The 16356-nt window shown below is 75.1% G+C and carries 10 protein-coding genes; 8 read left to right on the top strand and 2 right to left on the bottom strand.

Translation table 11 applies throughout. The features are described 5' to 3' along the window. The first annotated feature begins 10 nt into the window (after window positions 1-10). Genes H297_RS40380 through H297_RS0120020 form a run of 5 tightly spaced genes read left to right on the top strand, consistent with a single transcriptional unit; the run spans window position 11 to window position 9949 of the window. Complete coding sequence (locus tag H297_RS40380) at window positions 11-6412, top strand: type I polyketide synthase (RefSeq protein ID WP_051352018.1); 6402 nt, start codon at window positions 11-13, stop codon at window positions 6410-6412. Then, a complete protein-coding gene (locus H297_RS0120005; protein WP_027738512.1) occupies window positions 6409-7287 on the top strand; it encodes a 3-hydroxyacyl-CoA dehydrogenase NAD-binding domain-containing protein in 879 nt (292 codons plus the stop codon). The genes H297_RS40380 and H297_RS0120005 overlap by 4 nt, the downstream gene beginning before the upstream one ends. Window positions 7288-7330: 43 nt before the next feature. Continuing rightward, complete coding sequence (locus tag H297_RS0120010; protein ID WP_486589588.1) at window positions 7331-7660, top strand: acyl carrier protein; 330 nt, start codon at window positions 7331-7333, stop codon at window positions 7658-7660. Then, a complete protein-coding gene (locus tag H297_RS37410) occupies window positions 7657-8916 on the top strand; it encodes an acyl-CoA dehydrogenase family protein (protein ID WP_078514349.1) in 1260 nt (419 codons plus the stop codon). The genes H297_RS0120010 and H297_RS37410 overlap by 4 nt, the downstream gene beginning before the upstream one ends. Continuing rightward, window positions 8906-9949, top strand: a complete 1044-nt coding sequence (locus H297_RS0120020; RefSeq protein ID WP_037794825.1) for an HAD-IIIC family phosphatase — start codon at window positions 8906-8908, stop codon at window positions 9947-9949. Before H297_RS37410 ends, H297_RS0120020 begins: the two co-directional genes overlap by 11 nt. A gap of 39 nt (window positions 9950-9988) precedes the next feature. Here the strand turns inward: H297_RS0120020 and H297_RS0120025 are convergent, their stop codons facing one another. Together H297_RS0120025 and H297_RS37415 are read right to left on the bottom strand one after the other, a co-directional pair. Next, window positions 9989-10702: a response regulator transcription factor gene (locus tag H297_RS0120025; RefSeq protein ID WP_027738515.1), complete on the bottom strand. Its 714-nt coding sequence runs from the start codon at window positions 10700-10702 to the stop codon at window positions 9989-9991. Further along, complete coding sequence (locus H297_RS37415; RefSeq protein ID WP_051352019.1) at window positions 10699-11988, bottom strand: histidine kinase; 1290 nt, start codon at window positions 11986-11988, stop codon at window positions 10699-10701. The genes H297_RS0120025 and H297_RS37415 overlap by 4 nt, the downstream gene beginning before the upstream one ends. A 192-nt stretch (window positions 11989-12180) precedes the next feature. Here H297_RS37415 and H297_RS0120035 point away from each other — a divergent pair, with 192 nt between their 5' ends. The 3 genes from H297_RS0120035 (at window position 12181) to H297_RS0120045 (ending at window position 16079) form a co-directional block, all read left to right on the top strand. After that, a complete protein-coding gene (locus H297_RS0120035; RefSeq protein WP_027738516.1) occupies window positions 12181-14715 on the top strand; it encodes an FtsX-like permease family protein in 2535 nt (844 codons plus the stop codon). A gap of 56 nt (window positions 14716-14771) precedes the next feature. Further along, a complete protein-coding gene (locus H297_RS37420) occupies window positions 14772-15212 on the top strand; it encodes a DUF5997 family protein (protein WP_037794827.1) in 441 nt (146 codons plus the stop codon). 120 nt (window positions 15213-15332) lie between these two features. Next, window positions 15333-16079 (top strand): LysR substrate-binding domain-containing protein, encoded by a 747-nt coding sequence (locus H297_RS0120045; protein WP_027738517.1) that lies wholly within the window; start codon window positions 15333-15335, stop codon window positions 16077-16079. The last annotated feature ends 277 nt before the right edge of the window (window positions 16080-16356 follow it).

Consider the following 16356-nt stretch of genomic DNA (forward strand, 5'->3'; position numbering starts at 1 on the left):
GGAGACGCCCATGACGTCGCCCACCGCAGCGCCGACCGACCGGGACATCGCGATCGTCGGCATCGGCTGCCGCTTCCCGGGCGCCACCGGTCCCGACGCGTTCTGGCGCAAGGTCGCCGGCGGCGAGGAGACCGTCACCTCCTTCACCGCCGAGGAGGCACGTGCGGCCGGTGCTCCCGAACACCTGCTGGGCGATCCCCGGTACGTGGCCGCGCAGGGTGTGCTGCCCGGTGCGGACCTGTTCGACGCGGCGTTCTTCGGCATCAACCCCAAGGAAGCGGACCTGCTCGACCCGCAGCAGCGCCAGTTGCTGGAGTGCGCCTGGGAGACGTGCGAGGACGCCGGGCATCCGCCGGGCGCGCGTGCCCCCGGCCCCGTCGGCGTGTACGTCGGCGGCTACCGCAACGCCTACTACGACCTCGCGGGCGCACCCGCGGGGGGCGACCCGCACACCCTCTTCCAGCGGGACATCGGCAACGAGCCGGACTACCTGGCCACCCGGCTCGCCTACCTCCTCGACCTGACGGGGCCCGCCGTCAGCGTGCAGACCGCCTGCTCCACTTCACTGGTCGCCGTCCACCTGGCCGCACAGGCCCTACGGGCCGGCGAGTGTGCCGCCGCACTGGCCGGCGGGGTCACCGTGCGCGCCGGCGAAGGACCCGGCTACCTCGCCCCCGAGGGCGGCATCTACGCACCGGACGGGCACTGCCGCTCCTTCGACGCCCAGGCGCAGGGCACGGTCGTCGCCGAGGGCGTCGGACTGGTCCTGCTCAAACGGCTGACCGACGCGCTGCGGGACGGCGACACCGTGCGGGCCGTCATCAAGGGGTCGGCGGTCGGCAACGACGGGTCGGGCCGCGTCGGCTTCACCGCGCCCAGCACCGCAGGGCAGGCCGCCGTCATCGGTGCGGCGCTCACGGCGGCCGGGGTCCACCCCGACACGATCGGCTACGTGGAGGCGCACGGCAGCGCCACTCCCATGGGGGACCGCATCGAGATCGACGCCCTCACCCGCGCCTACCGCGCCCAGGACTGGTCCGGCAACAGGCGGCCGATCGGTTCGGTGAAGGCCACCATGGGCCACGCCCACGCGGCGGCCGGTATCGCGGGGCTGATCAAGACCGTGCTGGCTCTGCGGAAGCGCACCGTCCCGCCTGCCGCCCACTTCCACACGCCGCACCCCCGCATCGACTTCGACGCCTCGCCCGTCCGGGTCGCCGTGACGGCGGAGCCCTGGCCCTCGGGCGTCCAGGGCGCACCGCGCCGGGCCGCCGTCAGCTCCTTCGGGCTGGGCGGCACCGGAGCTCACGTCGTACTGGAGGAGGCGCCCCCGCGCACCCCCGCGCGGGGCGTGCCGGACGCACGACCCGCGTCGGACGAGCCACTCTCCCGGGACGGCACCGCGGCGCGCCGCTGGCATGCGCTCACCCTCTCGGCCCGTACCCCCACCGCGCTGCGGGCCGTCCGTGCGCGTCTCGCGGACCATCTGGGCCGCGAGGACGCGCCCCCGGTGGCCGAGACCGCGCACACGCTGCACCTGGGCCGGAACCACTTCGCACACCGCGCCGTCGTCGTGGCCGACACCCGGGCCGGGGCGCGCGCGGCCCTGGGCGACGACGCGCAGTGCGCCACCGGGCATGCGGCGACCGCCGGGGGCCGTGCCCCCTCCGCCGCGTCCGTCGCGTTCCTGCTGCCCGGCCTCGGCGACCAGCACGTCGGCATGGCCGCGCGCCTGTACGCCACCGAGCCGGTCTTCCGCAGGGAGCTGGACCGGTGCGCGGAACTACTCGGTGCACGGCCCGGCAAGGACCTGCTGGCCGGCCTCTATCCGGACCGGCGGCCACGCGGTGCGGGCCCCGGTGCCCGCACCGACGCGTCGGCCTCGGCACCGTCCACGGAGGCGACACCTGAGCAGCCCGGCGCGGCGCCGGGGGAAGGCGCGGAAGCGCCCGCACGGCCCACGCGGGCCGCCGAACCGGACCTGCTGCGGATGCTCGGACGGGGCCGCCACGACGCTGCAGACGATCTTCCCGACACGCGCTTCGCCCAGCCCGCCGTCTTCGCCGTGGAGTACGCGCTGGCGCGCCTGTGGGTGCACTGGGGCGTCGAGCCGGACGCCCTCATCGGCTACAGCATCGGGGAGTTCGCCGCGGCCACACTCGCCGGCGTCCTCACCCTGGAGGACGCCCTGCACCTGGTGGCGGAGCGGGCCCGGCTGATCGCGACCCTGCCCCCGGGCGCCATGCTGGCCGTGCCGCTGGCGGTGGCGGAGCTGGCCCGCCGACTCTCCGACGCGCCCGAACTGTCCCTGGCCGCCCTCAACGGCCCGGGCCTGAGCGTGGTCGGCGGGCCGCCGCCCGCCGTGGCGGCCTTCGCCGGACAGCTCCGCGAGACGGGCGTCGTCAGCCGTCCCGTCACCACCACCCACGCCTTCCACACACCGATGATGGAGCCGGTGGCACGGGAGTTCGCCGACCTGGTGGCCTCCCTGACGTTGCGCGAGCCCCGGATCCCCTACGTCTCCACCGTCACCGGGGACTGGATCACCGCCGAGCAGGCGTGCGACCCCGCCCACTGGTCCCGCCACCTGTGCGAGCCCGTCCGCTTCGCGGAGGGTGCGGCCCGCCTGTGGGGGCAGGCCGGGCGGGTGCTCCTCGAAGTGGGCCCCGGCCGCACCCTGGGAAGCCTCGCGCTGCAGGCCCGGCCGCGGGACGCCGCGGAGGACGTACGGGTCCTGGCGTCGCTGCCCGGCCGCCACGCGGGCGAGCCCGAGGACCGGTTCCTGATGACCACGCTGGGCGACCTGTGGACGGCCGGGGTACCGGTGGACTGGCAGGCCGTGCACAGCCATGAACGGCCCGTCCGAGTGCCCCTGCCGGTCTACCCGTTCGAGCGCCGACGGCACTGGCCCAGCGCGACGGTGAGCGCGCCGGAGCGGGCGGCGGACAGGGGCCGTGCGACGGCCGGGGTCCGTTCCCCTGCTCAGGAGACCCGGCCTGCGGCGTTTCCGGGCGCCCGGCCCGCGCCTCCTCGGGACGACGAGCAGCGGCCGGACGGCGGCGACCGTACCGACCAGTGGTTCCAGGTCCCCGGGTGGACCGCGCTGCCTCCGCCGGCCGACGCGTCCCCGTCCGCGCCGCACGAACCGTGGCTGCTGCTGACCGACGACTGCGGCCTGGGCCGGCACCTCGCCGCTGTGCTGGCCCGGCACGAGGTACCCGTCACCACCGTCGCGTACGCGGCTACCGCGCCGAGCGCCTCCGGCACCACTTCCGACCCCGATACTGCTTCCGATCCTGCGACGGACGGCGCCGACCACGTACTCGCCCCGGGCGACCGCGCCGGATGGGTACGGCTGTTGCGCGACGCCGCCGCCCGGGGCGGGCTGCCCCGGCACATCGTCCACCTGTGGACCGTCACCCCGGCCCGGCCGTCGCCCGGGGCCGGGAGCGCGGCCGAGGAGATGTGGCACCGCGGCTTCACCAGCCTTCTGCACCTCGCACAGGCGTGGGGAGAGGTCGCCCACGACGCGGGCGCCCTGCGGGTCACCGTGGTCTCCTCCGGCATGCGGGCGTTCCAGGCCGGACGGCAGTCCTGCCCGGAGAAGGCGGTCGCGCTGGGCATGTGCCGCGTCTGGCCCCTGGAGAACCCGGCAGTCGACTGCCGCAGCGTGGACGTCACCCTGCCGCCGGCCCGTGCCGCGGACGAGGCCGGGACGGGCGGCCGCAACGGCCGCGGGGCGGGAGCGCGGCGGACGAACGGCCAGGCGACGACGGAACGAGGGGCGGACGGCGAGACACGGGGGCGGCGGGGCCAGCGGGCGGGAGGGGGCGCGTGGGAGACGCTGGCCCGGCGCGTGCTGGCCGAATGCCTCGCCCCGGACGCGGCCGACGCACCCGCCGTTGTCCTGCGGGGCTCCCAGCGGTACGGGCCGACGGTCCTGCCCCTCGCCCTGCCCCCGCCGGAAGAGGCCCGGCAGCCACGAGGATCCGTGCCGCCGCTGCGCGAGAAGGGCGTCTACCTCGTCACCGGCGGACTCGGCGGGATCGGTCTCGCCCTCGCCGCCCGCCTGGCGCGGGAGGTGCGGGCCCGTCTGGTCCTGGTGTCCCGGTCCGGGCTGCCCCCGCGGTCCCGCTGGCAGGCACTGCTGGCCGACGCCGCGGCAGGGGAGGGAACGCGCGAGCGGAGCCCGGGTGGGGCGCAGTCGGCGTCTCGGCAGGACACCGTCGCCCGCATCCGTGCGGTACTCGGCCTCGAACGGGCCGGCGCCCAGGTACTGGTCGTCGCGGCAGACGTGACCGACAGCGGTCAACTGGCCGCCGCCGTCGAGCAGGCGCGGGCCCGGTTCGGCACGGTGGACGGCGCCGTGCACGCCGCCGGGGTGCCCGGGGGAGGGGTCATCCAGTTCAGGGACCCGGCGACCGCCGCCTCGGTCGCCGCGCCCAAGCTCGCCGGTGCCCGCAACCTTCTGACGGCACTCAGGCCGCTCGACCCCTCCTTCCTCGCCCTGTGTTCGTCCACCCTCGGTCTCACCGGCGCCCCCGGGCAGGCGGACTACTGCGCGGCCAACGCCTTCCTGGACGCGCTGGCCGCCGACGAGGAGGAGAACGGCCCCGGCACGGTCCTCTCCCTCGCCTGGGACGCGTGGACGGGAACCGGCATGGCCGCACGGGAGGCGACGGGCGGCAAAGGGAGCGCACCCGGCCAGGAACCGCCCGGCGGTGAGGCGGACGCCCCGCGCCCACCCGCCCACCCCCTGCTCGGTGACCGCCTCCCCTCCTCACCCGACTGCGACGTCTACGAGGCCTCTTACAGCGCGGAGCGGACCTGGCTGGTGGACGAACACCGGATGCTCGGCCACCCGGTGGTCCCGGGGACCGGTCATCTGGAGCTCGCCCGCGCCGCCTTCAGCCGTGGGCGTCACATCGACGGCGGGGCCGCGGGGACGCCGACGGCCGCCCGTCCGGCAGCCGTGGAACTGACCGACGTCACCTTCCACGCCCCCATCGTTCTCGGAGAGGACGAGACCCGTCGCGTGCGGACGGTCCTGGAGTGGGACGGCGGCCGGGCAACGGCGTCCGCCACCGGCGCGGGCGCCACCTTCCACGTCCTCAGCTCCACCGGACCTGCGGGCCGGTGGCTGCGCCATTCCACGGGCCGCATCCGCGCGTTGCCGCCTGCAAAGCCCCCTGAGGCGGGCCCTGCCGAGGAGCGGGACCCGGCAGCACTCATCGCCCGGATGCGTCCCGCCCCGCCACCCGGTGACACCGGCCCCATGGGTTTCGGGCCGCGCTCGCGCTGTCTGCTGCGGATGTGGACGGGGGAGAGGGAGTGTCTGGCCGAGCTGCGGCTGCCCGAGTGCTTCACCGAGGACCTGGACCAACTGGCGCTGCACCCCGCTTTGATGGACCTCGCCGCTGCCTACCCGGGCATCCACCTGGCCGAGGACTTCCGCATCCCCCTCGCCTACGGGCGGCTCCGGCTGTACGCCCCGCTCCCTGCGCGGTTCTTCAGCCACCACCGGTTCACCGGGGACGACACGGCACGCCAGGGCCCGCAGACCCGCGCCTCGGCGATCACGCTGCTCGACGGCGACGGCCGACTCCTCGCCCGCGTCGAGGGCTTCGTGCTCAAGCACCCCGGGGTGCTGGCCGACCGGCTGCGCTCCGTGCGGGACGGGACAGCGGCCGATCTGCTCCCCTTCGACGGACCGGGAACCTCCGACGGACCCGCCGGGACACCGCCGGGCCGCCCGGTGGCGTCCCGTACTGCCACGGCTGAGCTGTTCGGCGACCATCTCGCGCACGGCATCGACCCGGACAGCGGCGCCGACGCGTTCCTGCGGATACTCGCCGCACCGCGCCTGTCGCAGGTGATCGTCTCCCCGAGAGGGGTCCCCGGCACACCGCCCCGACGCCCCGGACGTGAGGGGGAGGCCGGTCACCGACAGCACCCTCAGCAGGGGCCGCCCGCCCCGGCATCCGGTACCGGCTCCGGCAGCGGCGCCGCGCCCGGCACCGGGGCGGAACCGGGCACCGGGCCGGCCCTGCACCCGCGGCCCGCGCTGAGCACCCCGTACGTGGCGCCCCGTAACCGCACGGAGGAGCGCGTCGCCGCACTGGTCGCGGGGCTGCTGGGCATCGAACGGGCCGGAGCGCACGACGGGTTCTTCGACCTGGGCGGCCACTCGCTGCTCGCGCTGCAGCTCCTCGCGCGGCTGCGCGAGGACCTCGGCGCCCGGCTGAGCATGAACACCTTCTTCCAGTCGCTGACCGTGGCCGAGCTGGCGCGGCAGCTGGACGAGCCGCGGGACGGCGAGCCCTGCGGTGCGGGGGAAGCGGAGCCCCGCGGTACCGCCGCACAAGCCGCTGCCCGGACGCAGGACACCGGCAGTCAGGGAGGGACACAGTGAACAACCGGTCCGTGATCGGGGTCGTCGGTGCGGGCGTCATCGGCAGCCAGGTGGCCCAGACGTTCGCCCAGACGGGGCACCACGTCGTTCTCGTCGACGTCAGCGGTACGGCGCTGGAACGGGCGCGGAAGGACATCGCCCGCGCCCTGCGCTTCCACCGCCTGCTGAGCGGCGAGGGCAACACCCCCGGACCACCGGGGGAGAGCCGGACGGCCGTCCTGGACCGGATCACCTTCACCCAGGACCTGGCACCCCTGGCCGAGGCGGGAACCGTGGTGGAGAACGTGGTGGAGGACTGGGCCGCCAAACGGCAGGTCTACGAGGCGATCGACCCGCTCTGCCCTCCCGAGTGCGTCTTCGCCGTCAACACCTCCGTCATCCCCATCACCCGGGTCGCGGCCCTGACCGGCCGTCCGGACCGGGTACTGGGCATGCACTTCATGAACCCCGTACCGCTCAAGCCGATGGTCGAGGTGATCCGGGGCCACCACACCTCGGCCGGGACGCTCGCCCACGCCGAGGAGTTGCTGGCGGGGATCGGCAAGGAGGCGGTCGTCGTGGCGGACGCCGCGGGGTTCGTGTCGAACCGGGTGCTCATGCTGACCGTCAACGAGGCCGCCTTCACGGTCTTCGAGAACGTCTCCACCGCGGAGGACGTCGACCGGCTGTTCAAGGGCTGTTTCGGGCACCCCATGGGGCCGCTGGAGACCGCCGACCTCATCGGACTCGACACCGTACTGCTGTCCCTCGACGGACTGCACGCCGAGTTCGCCGACTCCAAGTACCGGCCCTGCCCGCTGCTGCGCCGCATGGTCGACGCCGGCCTGCTGGGCCGCAAGACCGGACAGGGCTTCCACTCCTACTCCCGGACCTGACCACGCTCATGCACGCGAACGTCGACACACCCATGAACGCACCATGCACACGGCCATGTACGAGGACATCACGGGGACGGCGAAGGACGGTGAGTCGGTGACGGACACTCCGACGACGGACGTGCGGGAACAGATCCGGCGGTTCCTGGGCCGCCATCTGAGCGGCTACCGCATCGGTGACGGGGAGAACCTCTTCGAGACGGGCTACGTCAACTCGCTCTTCCTGCTGCAACTCGTCGTCTTCGTCGAGGAGGCCTTCGGTCTCGACGTCGAGGACGAGGACCTGCGAAGGGAGAACTTCTGCTCCGTCGACGCCCTCACCGGCTTCGTGGAGGGCAAGCAGGCGGCGGCCGGGACGCCGCAGGAACCGTGACCGCCCCCGGGCCGCAGCCCGAGGAGGACCCCGCACGGCCGGACGGCGCTCCGCCCTGGACCGACGGCTTGGAGCTGTCCGACGCGCAGCGCCTCGCGCAGACCGGTTTCGCGGAGTTCGCCCGCACCCGGATTCTGCCCCACGCGGACCGCTGGGACCGCGACGAGCGGTTGCCGCCCGAGGTGGTCGGAGCGCTGGCGGACAGCGGCCACCTAGGTGCCCTGATACCCCCCGAACAGGGCGGCTCCGGGTGGGAACCGGTGATGTTCGGACTGCTCAACGAGGCGCTGGGGCACGCCTGTTCGTCCGTACGCAGCGTGCTGACCGTGCACAGCATGGTGTCCCGCGCGGTCGCCCGCTGGGGCAGCCCGCGGCAGCGCGCCCGGTGGCTGCCCGCGCTGGCAGGCGGCACCGCAGTGGGCGCCTTCGCCCTCACCGAACCCGAGGCGGGCTCCGACGTGGCCGCCCTGCGCACCACCGCGGAGGAGACCGCCGACGGGTACCGGCTGACCGGCAGCAAACGCTGGATCACCTACGGACAGGCCGCCGACGTGTTCCTGGTCTTCGCCCGCTGCACCGGCGGTCCTGCCGCGTTCCTCGTCGAACGGGACGCCCCGGGCAGCACCGTCGAACCGGTGACGGGCATGCTCGGCACGCGCGCCGCGCTGACGGCGCAACTGCGGCTGGAGGGCTGCCCTGTGCCGTCCGAGGCGCTGGTCGGGCGGGCCGGGTTCGGGCTGAGCGCCGTGGCGGCCGACGCCCTGGAGATCGGCCGCTACAGCGTCGCCTGGGGCTGCGCAGGACTCGGCCGCGCCTGCGTCGAGGCGGCGGCCCGTCATGCGGCCGTCCGCCACCAGTTCGGACAGCCCCTCGCACGGCACCAGCTTGTCCAGCGCCTGATCACGGAGATGGACGTCAACACGGGGGCTGCCCGGCTGCTGTGCCTGCGCGCGGGCCGCCTTCTGGACCGGCGCGCCCCGCAGGCGGTCGAGGCCGTGTGGGCGGCGAAGTACTTCGCCGCCCGGAGCGCCTTCCGGGCGGCTGCGGACGCCGTCCAGGTGCACGGCGCCCAGGGCTGCGGTCCCGGCTCACGTGTCCAACGGCTGCTGCGGGACGCGAAGGTCATGGAGATCATCGAAGGCACCACCGAGATCCAGCAGACCGTGATCGCCGAGGCCGTGGTCCGTGAGCAGGCCGGACCACTCGCGGCGCAGCCCCCGCCACGCGCGACGGAAGGGCGGAACGATGACGGGTGAGACGAAGAAGTGCGTGGTCTGGGACCTGGACAACACGCTGTGGAACGGGGTCCTGCTGGAAGGCGACCGCGTCACGGTACGCCCCGGTGTCCGCGATGCGCTGCACACCCTGGACGAGCGCGGCCTCCTCCACTCGATAGCCAGCCGCAACGACCCGGAGGCCGCCGCCGCAAAGCTGGAGCGGCTGGGGCTCGCCGAGTACTTCCTGGCGCCCCGGATCGGCTGGGGCACCAAGTCGCAGTCGCTGCGGGAGATCGCCGCCGAACTCGGCATCTCCGTCGGCGCCCTCGTCTTCGTCGACGACGACGCCTACGAGCGCGCCGAGGTCGGCCACGCCCTCCCCGAGGTGCTGTGCCTGGACGCCGCCGACGTCCCGCGGCTGGCGGACCGGGCCGAGCTGACGCCTGCCTTCGTCACCGCCGAGGCCCGCGACCGGCGGCGGATGTACCGGGCGGCGGCGCGCCGGAAGGAGGCGGAGGACCACCACGAGGGACCGCAGGAGAGCTTCCTGGCGTCGCTGGAGATGTGCCTGCACATCCGCCCCGCCCGCGAGGACGACCTGCGCCGCGCGGAGGAGCTGACGGTACGCACCCACCAGCTCAACGCCACCGGCCGGACCTACTCCTACGCGGAGCTCGACGCCCTGCGTACCTCCGCGACCCACCAGCTCCTCGTGGCGGAGCTGACCGACCGTTTCGGCCCGTACGGGGTGATCGGCCTGGCCCTCGTAGAGACCGGCGGGACGGCGTGGACGGTGCGGCTGCTCCTGATGTCCTGCCGGGTCCTCTCCCGCGGCATCGGCGCGATCGTCGTCAACCACCTGCGCCGCCGCTCCCGTGCGGCCGGGTGCGAGCTGTACGCGGACTTCGTGCGCACCGACCGGAACCGCATGATGTACATCGCCTACCGGCTGGGCGGCTTCACCGAGGTCGACGGCGAGGGGGCGGAAGGGGGTGTGACCCGTCTGCGGGCCGCCGACGACACCATCCCTCCGCTGCCCGACTACCTGCGGCTGGTGGCCGACGACGCCTGAGCCGACCGGACCCGGCCCGGCGGGACCCGGCGCGGACTCTCACGCCTCGGCGCACAGCCCGTGCTCCCAGGCCCAGGCGGCGACCTCGACCCGGTTGCGGGTGGCCAGCTTCCTTTGTGCGTTGCCCAGATGGGTCTTCACCGTGGAGAGCGTCACGTACAGCTCGGCCGCCACCTCCTCGTTGGTGCGCCCCCGGGCGACCAGTCGGACCACGTCGCGCTCCCGCTCGGTGAGCAGCTCGTCCCTACCCGGCTGCGCGGGCCGGTCGGACCGGACGGCGGCGGGCTGCGGAGCCCCGTCCGCCGCACCGTCCGCGTCCGGAGCCGTCGACGTCATGTGCCGCAGCAGGCGCACCGTGACAGCGGGCGAGATCAGCGAGTTGCCCGCGGCAGCGGCCCGTACCGCCTCGACGAGCAGCGCCGGGGAACCGTCCTTGAGGAGGAAACCGCAGGCTCCGTCGCGCAGCGCCCGGTACACGTACGTGTCGAGGTCGAAGGTGGTGGCGATCAGCACCTTGAGCGGATCCGCGGCCTCCGGGCCGGCCAGCAGGCGCGTCGCCTCCAGCCCGTCCAGCTCCGGCATGCGGATGTCGAGGACGCACACGTCCGGGCGGTGCTCCCTGGCGAGCCGGACGGCGGCGGCCCCGTCGGCGGCCTCGGCCACCACCTCGATGTCGGGCTGCGAGGCGAGGATCATGCGGAAGGCGGAGCGGATCATCTCCTGGTCGTCCGCGATGAGCACCCGGATGGTCATGTGCCCATGATCGCAGGGCGGGTTCCGCCGCTCGCGGCCGGAGCCAGCGGAAGACGCGCGGCGACCTGCCAGCCACCGGCGGGGGCCGGCCCGGCGGTCAGCGTCCCGCCCAGCTTCTCGATGCGCTCGGTCAGCCCGAGCAGGCCGTAACCGCCGCGGGACCGCTGGCGGCGCGCGGTGTCGCGGGGCCGCCCGTCGTCGGCCACCGTGACCTCCACCTCGCCGACGGCGTCCGCGGCCCGGCGCACGGTGACGGTGACGCGGCGCGCCTCGGCCGCGTGCTTGCGGACGTTGGTCAGAGCCTCCCGCACCAGGCGGTGCACGGCGATGGCGACGTGCGGGGGCAGGGCTGCCCGGCCGCTCAGCCGCGGATCGAGCGTCAGCTCGACGGGCGGCCCGGCCTTCGCGAACGCCGCGACGAGCGGACGCAGCTCGGCCAGGCCGCCGACGGGCCCTGCGCCGTCGTCCGCGGCGGACCCCTCGGCACCGCCGTCCGGCCGTCCGGCGGCGTCGGCGGTGTGGGCCTCGGCCACCTCCGCGGGGTCGCGCAGTACGGAGACGGTGCTGCGCATCGACTCCATCGCCTCGGAACCGGCCTCCTCGATCCGGGCGAGCATCGTGTCCAGCTCGGCGGGCGGCGGGGCGTGCCCGGCCGTGGTGGCGAACCGCACGGCCTTGGTCTGCGCGACGATCGCCGTCACGTGGTGGGCCACGAAGTCGTGCAGTTCGCGCGCGTACTCCAGGCGCTGGTCCTGGAGCATGGCGCGCCGCTCCCGCTCCCGCACCCGGTCCAGCAGACGCAGGTACAGCCCGAGCACGACCGCCGGCACCGCTGCCAGCACGATGGCCGGCGCGGCCAGTTGGACGCCCGCCCCGTACTCCGCCTCGGGCAGCCGCAGCGGTGCGAGACCGGCCGCGATCAGCACCGGCGCGGCAACCGCCGCGGCGCGCAGGGGCGGTAGCTGCCGCACGGCACGGGTGGTCACCAGCAGCAGGGTGCACACCTCGCCCACCCCGAAGGTGGTCTCCGGCCGGTGGGTGAGCTGCATGGTGACCACGGTCAGGGCGAACGAGGCCGCCGCGGCGGCCAGTGCGGTGACGGTGAAGCGGTGCCGGGGTACGACCGTCGCCGCTGCTGCGAGCACCCCGGTCGCGAAGGTGGCGACCGCGGTGGGCGGGTAGCCGGTGACCGTGCCCTCGGCGAAGTACAGGGCGAGGACCGGCACGGCGGCCGGCCAGAGCCACAGGTGCCGGGCGCGCGGGCGGATGCGCGAAAGAGGCTTCACGCCGCTTCACGTTACGGCGCCCACGGTCCGCCCGCCTCAGCCGTTCGGCCGACCTCGGCCCCGGCCCCGTTCGGCAGTTCGGTCGATCCGCCGAGCCGGTGTCGCGGCGCACGATCGGACACGGCCGCCGCCCTCCTTCCGGCTCGGCCCGATCCTGCCCGTCCCGTCCGATCCCGTCCTGTCGGAGCCGTCATGCTGCGCCGCGCTCTGCGCTCCCTCCGCGCCCACTCACGCCGCTTCCTGCTGTCCGCGGTGGCCGTCACCCTCGGCGTGGCCTTCGTGTCCGGCGCCCTCTTGTACACCGACTCCGTCCGTGCCGCCGCCGCGCGGGCACAGACCGCCTCCCAGCCCGACACCTCGGTCGCCGTCCGGCCCGACCCGGACGCCACCGGCACCCCGCGCACCGGGGCACCGCCGCCACTCGACGGAACCCTCCTGGAACGCCTCCGCTCCCTGCCCGGAGCGGCCGCCGTCCGGGGAACCGCCGAGGGCGCTGCGTTCGTCGCCGGGCGGGACGGCGCGCTGATCGGGCCGCGCGGCGCTGCGGCGGGCAGCAACTTCGTCCCCGGCCCCGACGGCGCCGACCCGCGCTACCCGGTCACCGAAGGCCGCGGCCCCCGGACGGCGGAAGAGGTCGCCCTCGATGCCGGTACCGCCCGGCGTGGAGGCTACCGGGTCGGTGACCGGGTACGGGTCGTCGCCCGCGGCGAGGCACGGACCCTGCGGCTCGTCGGCCTCGTCACCGCGCACGACCCGCGGCTGGTGTCGGGCGGCACGCTGGCCCTGTTCGACACCGCCACGGCGCGGCGGTACCTCGCCCCGGCGCCGGACGCGTACACGGCCGTCACCCTCACCGCGCGGCACGGCGTCCCCGACGACCGGCTCGCCCGGCAGGCCGCCGCCCGACTGCCCCGGGGCCTGGAGGCCGTCACCCGGCACAGCCTGGACGAGGAGACGCTGCACTCGCGCGGCGCCGACAGCGACAAACTCGGCTCCCTGCTGCTGAGCTTCGCAGCGGTGGCGCTGCTCGTCGGCACCTTCCTCATCGCCAACACCTTCACCATGCTCAGCGCGGCCCGCGCCCGCGAACACGCCCTCCTGCGGGCGGTCGGCGCCTCCCGCCGGTACGTGCTGCGCCTGGTCCTGACCGAGGCGGCGCTCATCGGCACCGTCGCCTCCGCCCTCGGCTACCTCCTCGGCGTGGGGGTGGCGGCCGCGCTCGGCCACTTCTTCGACACCACCCAGGGGCCCGTCCCTCCGCTGTGCTACGACACCCCGCTGCCGCTCGCCGCCGCGTTCGGGGTGGGCATCGTGATCACCGTCGTCTCCGCGTACGTACCCGCCCGCCGGGCGGCGGCCGTACCGCCCGTCGCGGCGCTGCGCGTCCACGAGCCCCCGGCGCCCGCCTCACTGCGGCGCCGCACCCTCACGGGCCTGTGCGTCAGCGCCTTCGGGGCGCTGCTCGTCGCGCTCACGGCAGGGGAGGACGACCTGAGCACGCTCACCTTCTCCGCCGCGGTCCTGATGGCCGGACTGGTCGTCCTCCTGCCATGGCTGACCCTCGGTGCCACCGCGCTGCTGCGCAGGCCCCTCGTCCGCCTCGCCGGGATACGCGGGAAGCTGGCCGTGGAGAACGCCCGCCGCAACCCACGGCGCGCGGCGGCCACCGCGGCACCCCTCATGATCGGCCTGGCGCTGATCAGCGCGGCGACCGTCGCCGTGGGCTCCGTCAGCCAGGGCATCCGGGCGCGGGCCGAGCGGGCCGTGGTCGGGGACGTGCACATCACGCCTGTCGACTACGGCGAGCTCGCCGACGACACCGCCGCCCGCGTCGGCCGGCTCCCTGACGCGGCCGCCACCACCGCCACCGCAGGCGTCTCCGTGGCGCTCCGCGACGGCGACCACCTCTCCGCGACGGCCGTCGACCCCCGAAGCATCGCCCGGATCGCAGGGCTCACCGTCGTCGAGGGCTCCCTGGCTCAACTGGAGCGCGGCGTCGCCGTCACCAGGCAGGAGGCCCGGGAGCACGGCTGGCACCTCGGCTCACACGTCAGCGGCACCTTCGACGGCACCGGCTCCCGCATGGCGCTGCCGGTCGTCGCGGTCTACGAGGGCCCCGAGTCCCTCGAACCGGCCCTGCTGCCCCTCGGCGCCCTCCCCCCGGGCGCCGGGCCGACGGCACAGGGCCCGCACCTCGACTCGGTGCTCGTCACGGCGGACCCCGGGCGGACGACTGCGCTGAAGAAGGAGATCCGCCGGACCCTGGACAACCCCGCGCTCCTCGTGCAGGACCGCACGGACATCGGACGGGAGGCCGTCCGCCCACTGGGACCGTTCCTCGACATCGTCTACGCCATGCTCAGCCTGGCCGTGCTGATCGGCGCCCTCGGCGTGGTCAACACCATGGCCATGGCCGTGTCCGAACGCGTACGGGAGATCGGGGTACTGCGCGCCCTCGGTCTCGACCGCGCCGGGGTGGCCGCCGTCCTGCGCCTGGAGTCGCTGCTTCTGTCCGTCCTCGGAGCCGCACTCGGAGTGGTCGTGGGTACGGCGGTCGGAGCGGCAGCCGTGGCCGGGCAGGCGGACGTCTCCTTCACCCTGCCGTGGGCCCGGCTCGGCCTCTTCCTCGCCGTCGCAGCCGCGGTCGGTGTCCTCGCCGCCGCGTGGCCGGGACGTCGGGCGGCCCGTGTCCCCGTCCTGCGCGCCGTGCAGACCGACACCGAGTAGGCCCTCCCGGGTTCCGCCGTATCCGGCTCCCGTCCGCCCGGATACGCTTGGGCCCCATGACCTCCCGCAAGACCGCTCAGACCATGAAGCCCGCCACGGCGGCGAAGAAGCTCGGCGTGTACCTCCCCGCCACTCCCGCCGCCTTCCAGGAGGGCACGGTCTCGCGGGACGAGTTGAACGCGCTCCAGTCCGAGCCGCCCCAGTGGCTGGCCGAGCTGCGCCGCGACGGCCCCCACCCCCGGCCCGTGGTCGCCGCGAAGCTGGGGATCTCCATCTCGGGCCTGGCCCGCGGCGGGGTCACCGAGGCGCTCACCACGGAACAGATCGACGCGCTCAGGTCCGAGAACCCGCAATGGCTCCAGCAGGAGCGGGCCACCCAGGCGGAGGTCCGCAAGGAGACGGCGCGGATCAAGGAAGCCGCACGGGCCAAGGAGGCGGCACACAGCAAGGCCGGGCAGGCCCAGCGCGACGGCCGGACCGACGCGCCGCGCCGGTGACCCGGCCCCTCCACCGGCACCCACCGCCGTCCGGCACCCGTCACCGCGCCCGCCCCCGTACCGCGTGCGCCCGTCCCGCGCGCGTGCGGCGCCCGGTACGGGGCCCGATAGTCTGGCGCCGTGACAGGCACGGAAAGCTCCCCCTCGTTCCGGCTCGCGTACGTCCCCGGGGCGACGCCCGCCAAGTGGGTACGCATCTGGGGGGAGCGGCAGCCGGACATCCCGCTGCACCTCGTCTCCGTGACCGCCGCCGAGGCCCCCGGTCTCCTGCGGGACGGCGGAGCGGACGCGGGACTCGTGCGGTTGCCGGTGGACCGCACGTACTTCAGCGCGATCCCCCTGTACACCGAGACGACGGTGGCCGTCGTCCCCAAGGACCACCTGGTGACCGCGGCGGACGAGGTCACCGCCGAGGATCTGGCGGACGATGTCGTGCTGCACCCCCACGACGACGTCCTCGGCTGGGAGCGCCTGCCCGGGCAGCCCGCCAAAGAGCGCCCGGCCACCACGGGCGACGCCATCGAGCTGGTGGCCGCCGGGGTGGGAGTGGTACTCGTCCCGCAGTCCCTCGCCCGCCTCCACCACCGCAGGGACCTCACCTACCGCCGGGTCGTGGACGCCCCGGAGTCGCAGATGGCGCTGGCGTGGCCACAGGAGCGCACCACCGAGATGGTGGAGGACTTCATCGGCATCGTCCGCGGCCGCACCGTCAACAGCACCCGCGGTCGCAAGCCCCCCGAACCGCAGGCGAAGCCGAAGCGCCCCGAGAAACCCGCCCCCCGCCGCAAGCCGGCCGGCCAGGCCGGACGGGGCGGCGGCACCGCCCCCAAGGGCGGCAGACGCGGTAGACCCCGCCGCCGCTCCTGACGACACCGCGGCCCTCGCCGCCGGGCGCCACTCACCTCCAGGTCCCGGCGCGCGCGAGATCCCCGTGCCAGCCACCTCCGGTACCGCGACCGTGCCCACGGCGAGCGGCCGGAGGAGGACCCCGCGACCCCGCCGAAGACGGGGCACGGCTGGGCGGCGCCGGCACGAGGGGACGACAGCGGTACTCACGGGCGCCGCTCCGGACGGTCACCCCCCGCCGCACCTGCACCGGCTGGCGTTTAGCGCGCTGCCGCCGGGGGCACCGCGTGGTGCACGT

The sequence above is a fragment of the Streptomyces sp. CNT360 genome (assembly GCF_000424785.1).

Excerpts from the sequence above, each read along its gene's own strand:
- H297_RS40380 (WP_051352018.1), top strand. The coding sequence starts at position 11 with ATGACGTCGCCCACCGCAGCGCCGACCGACCGGGACATCGCGATCGTC.
- H297_RS0120010 (WP_486589588.1), top strand. The coding sequence starts at position 7,331 with ATGCACACGGCCATGTACGAGGACATCACGGGGACGGCGAAGGACGGT.
- H297_RS0120020 (WP_037794825.1), top strand. The coding sequence starts at position 8,906 with ATGACGGGTGAGACGAAGAAGTGCGTGGTCTGGGACCTGGACAACACG.
- H297_RS0120025 (WP_027738515.1), bottom strand. The coding sequence starts at position 10,702 with ATGACCATCCGGGTGCTCATCGCGGACGACCAGGAGATGATCCGCTCC.
- H297_RS0120035 (WP_027738516.1), top strand. The coding sequence starts at position 12,181 with ATGCTGCGCCGCGCTCTGCGCTCCCTCCGCGCCCACTCACGCCGCTTC.
- H297_RS37420 (WP_037794827.1), top strand. The coding sequence starts at position 14,772 with ATGACCTCCCGCAAGACCGCTCAGACCATGAAGCCCGCCACGGCGGCG.